The organism is Acidobacteriota bacterium (genome assembly GCA_026707545.1).
Classification (GTDB): domain Bacteria; phylum Acidobacteriota; class Thermoanaerobaculia; order Multivoradales; family Multivoraceae; genus Multivorans.
On the sequence record JAPOWR010000001.1, the window covers coordinates 1653662 to 1664709 of the forward strand.

Below are 11048 nucleotides of genomic sequence, written 5' to 3' on the forward strand. Positions count from 1 at the left end.
CGGACCGGCTTCAGGAGGGCCAATGAACAAGACGAAACTACTGATCGCGAGCTTCCTCACCATCCTGGTTGCCGGAGTCGGAACCGCCGTTCGCGGCGGGCTCCTCCTGGAATGGGGCACGGCATTCGGCTTCACGCAGACGGAACTCGGACAGATCACCGGCGGCGGCTTCGTCGGCTTCGGACTCGTAATCCTCGTGGCCAGCGCCTTCCTCGACCGCTACGGCTACAAACCGTTCCTGCTGGGGGCGGGCGTCCTGCATGTGCTGTCGGTCGTCGTGGCCGTTGCGGCGACTTTCATCTACAACGGATCGATCGAAACGAACCCGGACTTCGCCCGCGCCGGGGCCTACTTCTGCCTGTTCTGGGGCGTCTTCATCTTCGCCGTCGCGAACGGCATCTGCGAAGCGGTCATCAACCCGCTGGTCGCGACGCTCTACCACAAGGAGAAGACCCACTACCTGAACATCTTGCACGCCGGCTGGCCCGCCGGCCTGATCTGCGGCTCTCTCCTGGGCATCGGGCTGATCGGCCGCGTCCGCTGGGAGATCGTCCTCGCGCTCTACCTCGTTCCGACCCTCATCTACGTCCTGATGATGGTCAAGGAGAAGTTCCCCACGTCCGAGGCGGCCGCTGCCGGCGTCAAGTTCCTCGACATGGTCAAGGAGTTCGCGGCGCCCATGTTGCTCTTCCTGCTGGTGCTCCACGTCTGCATCGGCTACGTCGAACTCGGAACCGACAGTTGGATCGTCAACATCATGGACACCGTGCTGGGCGGCAAGGGGCTGTTCATCCTGCTCTACACATCCATCCTGATGTTCGTGCTGCGCTTCTTCGCCGGTCCGATCGTTCATCGGATCAATCCGCTCGGGCTACTGTTCGTGAGCGCCGTCGTCGCCGCCATCGGCCTCTACTCGCTCGGTTCGCTGGCCGGCGCCGTCACCGTCATGGTCGCAGCCACGATCTACGGCGCCGGCAAGGCCTTCTTCTGGCCGACCATGCTGGCCGTCGTCTCGGAGCGCTTCCCCCGCGGCGGCGCTCTCACGCTGGGGGCCGTCGGCGGCGTCGGCATGCTCTCGGCCGGATTGCTGGGCGGCCCCGGCATCGGCTACCTCCAGGACCGCCACGCCTCGCAGGACCTGCAGGCGAAGGCGCCCGCAGTGTACGAGGAGTACAAGGCCCAGGGCACGAACAGCTTCCTGTTCTTCGCCCCGGTCCAGGGCCTCGACGGCACGAAGGCCGGCCCGGTCATGGAGAAGGCCAAGGACTTCAGCATCACCCTGCCGCCGGACGAGCAGGCGGTGCGCGACGCCTCCTTCCACGGCGGCCAGACCGCTCTGCGAATCACGGCGGCGATACCCGTTTTCATGGCGCTCGGCTTCCTCTACCTGATCCTCCACTTCCGGCGGGCAGGCGGCTACAAGCAGATCGAACTGACGTCGCAGCAGGAGACCTGAAGCGAGAGCGCATCAGGGGGTTGACACGGGTCATGTTCCAAACGGTGTTTGACCGGAGGCGGCAGGTCCATTAGCCTCAAAGGCAGACCCACTGCCATCCAACCCGCAGGAGGCTGCTGATGTCGAACTCGTCTTCGCGACGCCTGGCGGCCGGAGTCGTGCTGGTCCTGCTGCTGCCTGGCCTTGCTGCGGCCCAGAGACGCGCTCGCGGGCCCGTGGAGGTGCCTGAGACGCCAGCGGGCTGGACCGTTCCCCGCACCGTGGACGGCCACCCCGATCTGCGTGGCGTGTGGGTGGAGATCGGCGGAACACGCGGCGGCGCCAGACTGTCGGACCTGGTCATCGACCCGCCGGAAGGCGGGATTCCGGCTCTGACCGAGCAGGCGCAGAAGGACTGGGACGAACTCCAGCAGTACCTCGAGGAGCATCCGGCCGACTCCTGGAAGGACCGCTCCCTGGGCGAACGCTGCGTGACCCTGGGGGTGCCCGTGCGCGCGAACTTCAACCAGTACTACAAGTTCGTCCAGAACAGGGACCACATGGTCATCGTCATGGAGTGGTACCACGAGGCGCGGGTCATTCCCCTCGACGGTTCGGCCCACCCCGATCGCCGGATCGGGCTATGGCTCGGCGACTCCCGAGGCCACTGGGAAGGCGATTCGCTGGTCGTCGAGACGGCGAACTACCTGCCCAAGGGGTACGCCGGCACCCACCAGCGAGGGACCCCGCAGACCTGGTTCCACTCCCTAAACTCGGAAGAGCTCGTGGTGACCGAGCGCTTCACCCGGGTCGGACCCGAGGTGATGCTGTACGAAGTGACGATCGACGATCCGCCGATCTGGGTCAGGCCATGGACGGTGAGGATGCCGATGGGCAAGCGGAACGAGCCGCTCTTCGAGTTCGCCTGCCACGAGGGCAACTACAACATGGCGAACATCCTGCGCGGCGCTCGGGTCAGCGAGCAGGAGGCCGCCGCGGCAGCCGCGGCGGACCCCGAATGAGAGGCGGGAAGGTGCGAAACCGAATGCGGATCGCAGGGGTTTCCGCCATCGTCGCTGCAGTCGTTGCAGCGACGGCGGCGGCGCCGGTCCAGGCGCAGGACTACCTAGCCCCGCGCACCAGTGACGGCGAGCCGGATCTGAACGGCATCTGGCAGGCCCTGACGTCGGCGCACTGGGACATCGAGGCCCACGCCGCCCGCAGCGGCCCGATCGTCGAACTGGGTGCGCTCGGCGCCGTGCCGGGGGGCCTGGGCATCGTCGAAGGCGGCGAGATCCCCTACACCCCCGCGGCGAGGGCGAAGCAGCAGGAGAACCTCGCGCGGTGGTGGGAGCTGGACCCGGCAATCAAGTGCTTCATGCCCGGCATCCCCCGCGCCAACTACATGCCCTTCCCGTTCCAGATCATCCAGACCCCCGAGAACGTCATCTTCGCCTACGAGTTCGCCAGCGCCAGCCGGATCGTCTACATGAACCGGCCCGACTTCGAGAGTCCCGGCGACAACTGGATGGGGCACTCCCGTGGGCACTGGGAGGGAGAGACCCTCGTGATCGACGTCTCCGCTCAGGTTCCCGACACCTGGCTCGACAGTTCCGGCAATCACCACAGCGGGGAGATCCACGTCCTCGAGCGCTACACGGCGACCGGGCCGGACCATCTCCACTACGAGGCGACGATCACCGACCCGAAGACCTACACGCGCCCGTGGAAGGTGAGCTTTCCGCTCTATCGACGGATCGAGGAGAACATGCAGCTACTCGACTTCAAGTGCGTCGTGTTCGCGGAAGAGCTGATGTATCACCACCTGAGCAAGGGCGTCTGGAAGGCCGGAGATCCCGAATGACCCGGAAGGAGGTCAACGCCATGCCCACCAAGGTCCTCATGGCCGCAACCGCTCTCACTCTCGCCGTGGGCGCCGCGCCGGCGATGGCGCACCATGCCTTCGCGGCCGAGTTCGATGCCGACCGCCCGGTCAAGCTCACCGGCAAGGTGACCCGGATGGAGTGGATCAATCCCCACGCGTGGATCCACATGGAGGTCGTGAAGGAAGACGGTTCGACCGAGATCTGGATGGTCGAGAGCGGCAGTCCCCCAAGCCTGTTCCGCCGGGGCTTCACCAAGAACTCGCTGCTGCCGGGAACCGAGATCGTGGTCGACGGCTTCCAGGCCAAGGACCGCTCGAACAAGTGCGCCGGACGTACCGTGACCTACACCAACGGGGAGAGGCTGTTCCTGGGATCTTCCGGCACCGGCGCGCCGAGAGATTCGGCCGACCCGTCGGAGCCATCGAACCCATGAGCGCTGTCTCGTGACGAACCGCCCAACCGCCATGCTGGCGGCACTGGCGGCCGCGCTGGTGACGTCCGGCGCCTTCGCCGACTCCGGCGCTCCCGACGTCGAGTGGCAGCATCACGGCCGCGACCACGCCTTCAGCCGCTACTCGCCGCTAGCGGACATCGACGGCGAGAACTTCTCCCGGCTCGAGGTCGCCTGGCGCTGGAAGTCCGCCGACCACCGCGTGAGGGAGGTACCCGGCGCCTTCGCCGGCTCCGCGCTCATGGTCGGCGGCCGGGTCTACATGATGACCACGCTGTGGCAGCTCGCGGCGCTCGATGCGGCCACCGGCGAAGAGCGCTGGGTGTTCGACTCCGAAGCGTACAAGGCGCCGAGGGCCGCGTACTCGGGTCCCCGGGGAATCGAGTACTGGACCGACGGCGAGGAGGAGCGCATCCTGTTCGCCACCTCCGGAAAGCTGCTGATCTCGATCGACCTTGCGACCGGGCAACCCGATCCCGACTTCGGCGAGGAGGGCTTCGTCCACATGGCGCTCGACGACCTCGGCCGCCCCGGGATCCGGCTGCGCGACATCAGCGCCGGCTCGCCCGGGATCGTCGTCGGCGACACGTACATCGTCGGCTCGCGGATCTTCGACGTGCCGTCGAAGAAGACGGGCATCCCGCCGGGCCACGTACGCGCGTACGACGTGCGCACCGGCGAGCAGAAGTGGCGCTTCCACACGATCCCGCAGGAAGGCGACGACTTCACTGAGACCTGGGAGAACGACTCCTGGAAGTGGATGGGCAACACGAACGTTTGGGCGCCGCTCGCCGCCGACGAGGAGCTCGGCTACGTCTACTTCGCCACGTCGACACCGTCGAGCGACTACTACGGCGGCGACCGCCACGGCGACAACGTGTACGGCGAGAGTCTGGTATGCGCCGACGCGGAGACCGGCGAGCGCGTCTGGCACTTCCAGACCGTGCATCACGGCATCTGGGACTACGACAACGCCTCGGCCCCGAACCTGGTCGACGTGGTCGTCGAAGGCCGGCTGCGCAAGGCCGTTGCCATGGCGTCGAAGACCGCCTTCCTCTACGTCTTCGATCGGGTCACCGGCGAGCCTCTGTGGCCGATCGAGGAGCGGCCGGTTCCCCCGTCCACGGTGCCCGGCGAGATGCTCTCGCCGACCCAACCGTTTCCGACCAAACCGCCGGCGTTCGATCTCCAGGGCCTGACCGTCGACGATCTGGTCGACTTCACGCCGGAGCTGCGTCAGGAGGCGCTCGAGGTCCTCGAGTCGTTCGTCACCGGGCCGATCTTCACACCCTCCATCGTCGCCGGCGAGGGAGGCAAGCTCGGCACGATCGTCTCGCCCGGCCCAGGCGGCGGGGCCAATCATCCTGGCGCCTCGTTCGATCCTCTGACCGGGATCGTCTACGTCCAGTCGACGACCCAGCTCGGCGCCTGGGGCTTGGCGAAGCCGGACCCCGCCCGCAGCGAGTTCCGCTACGTGAAGCAATCGACGGGAGGAGCGGGAGGACTCAAGATCCCCCAGGGGCTGCCCCTGACGAAACCGCCCTACCGGCGCATCACGGCAATCGATCTGAAGACCGGCGAGCACGCCTGGCAGGTGCCGCTGGGAGAAGGCCCGACGGATCACCCCGCGATCCGCCATCTCGACCTCGGCCCCCTGGGCAGCCGCCCTTCGAGCGGCACCCGCGAAGGCGGGCTGCTCGTCACCAGGACGCTCCTCATTACCCACTCGCCCAAGCGGGAGAGCTGGGACGCCCCGACGGCGACCGCCAGTTACCTCACCGCCTACGACAAGGCCACCGGCAAGGTGCTGGCGCAGGTCGAGACCGACACGGCGCTGCACGGCGTGCCGATCACCTACCGGCACGAGGGCCGCCAGTACATCGTGGTGCCGGCAGGCGGCAGGCCGGGCGGCAGGGCCGTGGGCCGTAACGCGAACGTCCAGGCGGCGACGGCGGAGCTGGTGGCCTTCGCCCTGCCGCGGGAGGACTGACAACCGCATCAGCGGGATAAGGAGGTCCACGAGATGATCAGGAACGTCGCACGCTCCTTCTCCCACCGGCCGGGCGCGCTCGTCCTCGGCCTCGCAGCCTGCGGTTGCGCCGCTCCCTCGGGCGAGGAGGCAGGACCGGCGCCGACTCCGCCGCGGCCGAACATCATTCTCATGATGAGCGACGACCAGGGCTGGGGCGACGTCGAGTACTCCCAGCAGCTCGCCCCCGGCGACGTCTTTCCGGGCCACAGCGAGGTCAAGACGCCCGAGCTGCGCGCGATGGCGGCGGCCGGCCTCCAGTTTCACCGCATGTACTCGCACGGTTCGAACTGCAGTCCGACCCGGTCGTCCTTCGTCACCGGCCGCTCGCCGCGGCGCAACCACGTCGACATGGCCTACAACGACGGTCTCCGCAACCTGGAACTGACGATCGCCGAACTGGCCCAGACCCAGGGCTACATGACCGGACACTTCGGCAAGTGGCACATCGGCAACCTGAACCGGACGCCGGAACCCGACGCAGACGACCTCGCGCGATGCGGCGGCAGATGCTTCGGCCGGTCCGGCGGCGACTTCTATTCCGCGCCGTGGCACCACGGCTACGAGCGCACCTGGGCGTCTCCGCAGGCGCTGCCGACCTTCGAGCCGATGCGCATCGACCCCGCGGGTCCGCTCCCGAGCGAAGGCAACCACATCGGGGCGCACTACTGGACGGGCCACGAGCAGCACATCGACATCGACTCCCCCACGCTGGCCGGCGACGCCTCCGCGATCCTGGTCCGGGAAACGATGCGGTTCATCGACGATGCCGTTGCCGCCGAGCGCCCCTTCTTCGCCGTCGTCTGGTTCCATCCGCCGCACAGCCCCCATCGCCTCGACCAGGCGACTCTCGACGAGTTCTACTCGTCCGAAGAGCAGGCGGAGATGAACGACTACGAGAAGGCCTACTACTCCGGCATCACGGCGATGGACAGGGAGATCGGCCGTCTGCGCGCCCACTTGCGAACGCTCGGCATCGAAGACGACACGCTGGTGGCCTTCACCTCCGACAACGGGCTTTCGGGGTCCGTGAGACTCGACGACCGGGACGAAGCGAAGGCCGGCCTGCGAGGATTCAAGGGCTCCATCTGGGAGGGCGGGGTCCGCGTACCGGGCATCGTCGAGTGGCCGGGACGGATCGCTCCCGGGGAGACCTCCACCCCGATGATCACGAGCGACTACCTGCCGACGCTCCTGGACATCTGGGAAGTCGACCTGCCCGACGCACGGCCGCTCGACGGCGAGTCGATGTCCGAAGTCCTCTTCGGCGATCGCTCGGCGCCGCGCCTGGGCCGCCTCCGGTTCGACGACTGCGACGACCCCGTTCCTGAACGCGCCGCCGGCGAGCCCGAGGACTGCGACAGCGCCGGCCGGGGCCGCGGTGGCCGGGGCCTGATGAGGCTGGGCGGCGGGCGCTCCATCCTCGACGACCGCTACAAGCTGATCTCGGTGACCAGCGGCCGGGAATGGGAGCTCTTCGACCTGCTCGAAGACCCACGCGAACAGACCCCGGTCGCCACCAGCGCCGACGTCGACTCGAAGCCGCCGGAGATCCAGGCCATCTTCACCTCGCTTCTCGACGAGATCACGACCTGGTACGAGGTGGACACGGCGGCCAGCCGCGAGGGCGCCGACTACGACACCCGCATCGCAGCGGCCGACGGCGTCGACCTTCTCGGCGACGTCGGCGACGAGACCGTTCCCGGCGACCTCTCGGCCGCTCGTCGGACCTCAGCAGATCGTCCCGAACTGGTCGTCGAGCGCCAGTTCGCCACCCTCGGCGAGGACCTGGCGGTCGAGAGCGGCGGGGCCCCCGCCGCCTACGACGGCGGCAACCCGCCGCCCGGCGCGACCGTACCCGCGGGCACCGTCGTCCACAGCTACCTGCTTCACTTCGCCCCCACCGCGACCACCGAACTGAATGGCGTCGAGATCGCGTTCGACGATCCCATCCTGGGGGTCGCCGCAAGCTCGGCGAGCCTCGCGGCCAGCGACTACCTCGCCTTCGCCAACCCCGAGTTCAGCGCCTCGGCCGAGCGCGGTGCCCTAGTCGGCGAGACGGACGTCGACGGCTGGGAGATCCTCGCCGGCGGAACGACGATCCGCATCGACCTGGCCGCGGGCGCCAGCGGCGTCGACCAGTTGCGAATCCTCACCGAAGCGGCCTTGCAGCGAGCGCAGTGAACAGGAACGTCCGCCGGCGCCGCACGATCTGGCGGCCTTGCCTTGCGCTGGCGCTGCTGGCAGCCGCGTCGATGGCAACCGGCGCCCTCGCCGAGTCCGGCGAGGAGAACGCCGAGTGGCGGCACCATGGCCGCGACCACGCCTTCACCCGCTACTCGCCACTCGACCAGATCGATGCCGCGAACTTCGAGCAACTCGAGGTCGCGTGGCGCTGGAAGTCGGCCGATCACGACCTGCGGGAGGAGCCGGGGACCTTCCGGGGCTCGGCGCTGATGGTCGACGGCCGGGTCTACATGGCGACCAGCCTCTGGCAGATCGTCGCCCTCGACGCCGCGACCGGTGAGGAACTCTGGCTCTACGACCCGAAGAGCTACGAGTTCCCGCAAGCCTACGGCGCCACTCCCCGAGGCCTCGAGTACTGGACCGACGGCGAGGCCGAGCGCATCATCTTCATCACCAGCGGCAAGCAACTGATCTCGCTGGACCTCGCGACGGGACGCCCCGACCCCGCCTTCGGAGAAGACGGCATCGTCGATCTGTCGGATGACCGACTGGGCCGCGAGGAGGTCTTCCAGCGCGACATCAGCGCCGGCTCGCCCGGGATCGTGATTCGCGACACGTTCGTGGTGGGCTCGCGAATCGCCGACGCGCCCGCGACGAAGCAGGGTCTCCCGCCGGGCCACGTGCGTGCCTACGACGTCCGTACCGGTGAGCCGAAGTGGCGGTTTCACACGATTCCCCGGGAGGGCGAGGAGTTCACCGAGACGTGGCACAACGACTCCTGGAAGTGGGTCGGCGGCGCCAACGTCTGGGGAGCGATGGCCGGCGACGAGGAGCTCGGCTACGTCTACATCCCCACCACGACGCCGACCGGCAATCTCTGGGGCGGCCACCGGCCCGGCGCGAACGTCTACGCCGAGAGCCTGCTCTGCCTCGACGCCGAAACCGGCGAGCGCGTCTGGCACTTCCAGGCCGTTCATCACGGCATCTGGGACTGGGACATCGCCTCCGCCCCCGTTCTCGCCGACGTCGTGATCGACGGCCGCTTGCGGAAGATCGTCGCCCAGGTGTCCAAGACGGCGTTTACCTACGTCTTCGACCGGGTCACGGGCGAGCCGATCTGGCCGATCGAGGAGCGCCCGGTGCCGCAAACCACGGTGCCCGGGGAGTGGACGGCACCGACCCAGCCCTTTCCGACCAGGCCGGCGGCCTTCGATCTCCAGGGCGTGACGATCGACGATCTGATCGACTTCACGCCGGAACTGCGGGAGGAGGCGCTCGAGATCGCCGACGAGTTCCTCCTGGGACCGATGTTCACGCCCCCGATCGTCGCGGGCGAGGGAGGCAAGACGGCGACGCTCGCGGTGCCAGGGATGGCGGGCGGAGCGAACCATCCCGGCGCCTCGCTCGATCCCTTGACCGGCGTCCTCTACGTTCAGTCGCGAACGCAGCCGACCGGGGTGGCGGTCGCGCCACCGGACCCCGCGCGCAGCGAGTGGAGGTGGGTCAGCCGTGGCGGTCGCGTCGGAAGCCCGCAGGGACTGCCGCTCCTCAAGCCTCCGTACCAGCGGATCACGGCCATCGACCTGAACACCGGCGAGCACGCCTGGATGGTGCCGTTCGGCGAGGGACCGACCGACCACCCCGCGATCAGCCATCTCGATCTCGGCCCTCTCGGCAGCCGCCCATCGAGCGGCAACCGCGAGGGCGGGCTCCTCATCACCAGGACCCTGCTGATCACCTACGTGCCGAACTGGCCGAGCTGGGACGCTCGCGCCGCCAGGGGCAGCTTCCTCCAGGCCTACGACAAGGCAACCGGCGAGCTCCTCGCGGAGGTGGAGACCGAGGCCACCCTGCACGGAGTGCCGATGACCTACCTGCACCAGGGCCGCCAGTACATCGTCGTGCCCGCCGGCGGCAAGGTGACTTCGAGAACCGCGCGCAGCGGCCCGGAAACGGCTCAGCTCGTTGCCTTCGCCCTGCCGACCGCGCAGGCCGCGGAGAACGACATTCCGCGGATGCCGGGCGGCGAGCCCGATCTCTCAGGCACCTACACCGTCAACACGCTGACGCCCTTCGAGCGCCATCCGAGATACGGCGACGACCCCTACATGAGCGCCGATGACGCCAAGAGGATCGAGGAGTCCGCAGCCGCGAGGGCCGCCCAGCAAGGCCTCCCAAGTGACCCCGATCGTCCTCCGCCGCCGGATGGCGGCTACGCCGGCGGCCGGGTCACCGGCGCCAACGCCCTCTCACTTCTCGACATGGGCACGATCGTCTTCACGGTCGACGGCAGGCACCGGAACTCCGTCCTCACCGACCCACCGAACGGCCGCATGCCGGCCGTGACCGAGGCGGGAAGGAAGCGGCGGCCGGCATTCACAATCGCCGATCGCATGGGACCCCCGAATCCCGACGGCGCCTGGTGGCTGCGGGCGGACGAAGTCACCGGCATACGAGGCCGCGTCATCCCGGCGACGAACGGGGAACACCGGATCTTCGACGATCCGGAGCTGATCGGCCTCTGGGAGCGCTGCATCTACTCCGATCGGGCGACGATCCCGACCCTGCGAAGGGGCTACGGCGCCTACTACCGCATCACCCAGACCGCAACCCACGTCGTGATCCTGGCGGAACTGATGCACGAGGCACGCATCGTCCGCCTCGGCTCGGAGCACCCGCCGAAAGACGTGCTCTCCTACGCCGGCGAATCGATCGGCCGGTGGGAGGGCGACACCCTGGTCGTCGACACGATGAACTTCCGCCGGCGAGGCGTGGCAAGGGGCGCGAACGAGCGACGCCAGAACGCCCGAAGTCCCGTCGGCGTGGCGCACGAGGGGCTGCGCATCGTCGAGCGCCTCACGCCGCAGGAGGACGGCAGCCTGTTCTACGAGTTCAGCGTCGACGATCCCGACTACGAGGCGACCTGGAGCGGTTCGTTCCCGTGGCTGCGCACCGACGAGCGCATCTACGAGTACGCCTGCCACGAAGGCAACTACTCGATGGGGATGACGATGCGCGGGGCGCGGCAGTTGGAGAAGGAGTGGGCGGAAAGGCGGTAGA

Annotated in this window: 7 protein-coding genes; all 7 read left to right on the top strand. The window is 68.3% G+C overall.

What is annotated here, in order from left to right; all coding sequences use genetic code 11:
- The first annotated feature begins 22 nt into the window (after positions 1-22).
- The 7 genes from OXG83_06585 (at position 23) to OXG83_06615 (ending at position 11047) form a co-directional block, all read left to right on the top strand.
- Positions 23-1456, top strand: a complete 1434-nt coding sequence (locus tag OXG83_06585) for an MFS transporter (protein ID MCY3964683.1) — start codon at positions 23-25, stop codon at positions 1454-1456.
- A 119-nt stretch (positions 1457-1575) separates the two neighbouring features.
- Entirely contained in the window at positions 1576-2457 is an 882-nt protein-coding gene (locus OXG83_06590) for a hypothetical protein (GenBank protein MCY3964684.1), read from the top strand.
- An 11-nt stretch (positions 2458-2468) separates the two neighbouring features.
- Complete coding sequence (locus tag OXG83_06595) at positions 2469-3299, top strand: hypothetical protein (protein MCY3964685.1); 831 nt, start codon at positions 2469-2471, stop codon at positions 3297-3299.
- Positions 3296-3754 (top strand): DUF6152 family protein, encoded by a 459-nt coding sequence (locus OXG83_06600; GenBank protein ID MCY3964686.1) that lies wholly within the window; start codon positions 3296-3298, stop codon positions 3752-3754. The genes OXG83_06595 and OXG83_06600 overlap by 4 nt, the downstream gene beginning before the upstream one ends.
- Positions 3755-3764: 10 nt before the next feature.
- On the top strand, positions 3765-5762 hold the full coding sequence (locus OXG83_06605; GenBank protein MCY3964687.1) for a PQQ-binding-like beta-propeller repeat protein: 1998 nt from the start codon (positions 3765-3767) through the stop codon (positions 5760-5762).
- Between the two features lie 33 nt (positions 5763-5795).
- Positions 5796-7985 carry a sulfatase-like hydrolase/transferase gene (locus tag OXG83_06610; protein ID MCY3964688.1) on the top strand — a complete coding sequence of 730 codons (2190 nt, stop codon included), beginning with the start codon at positions 5796-5798 and terminating at the stop codon, positions 7983-7985.
- Entirely contained in the window at positions 7982-11047 is a 3066-nt protein-coding gene (locus OXG83_06615) for a PQQ-binding-like beta-propeller repeat protein (GenBank protein MCY3964689.1), read from the top strand. The genes OXG83_06610 and OXG83_06615 overlap by 4 nt, the downstream gene beginning before the upstream one ends.
- The last annotated feature ends 1 nt before the right edge of the window (position 11048 follow it).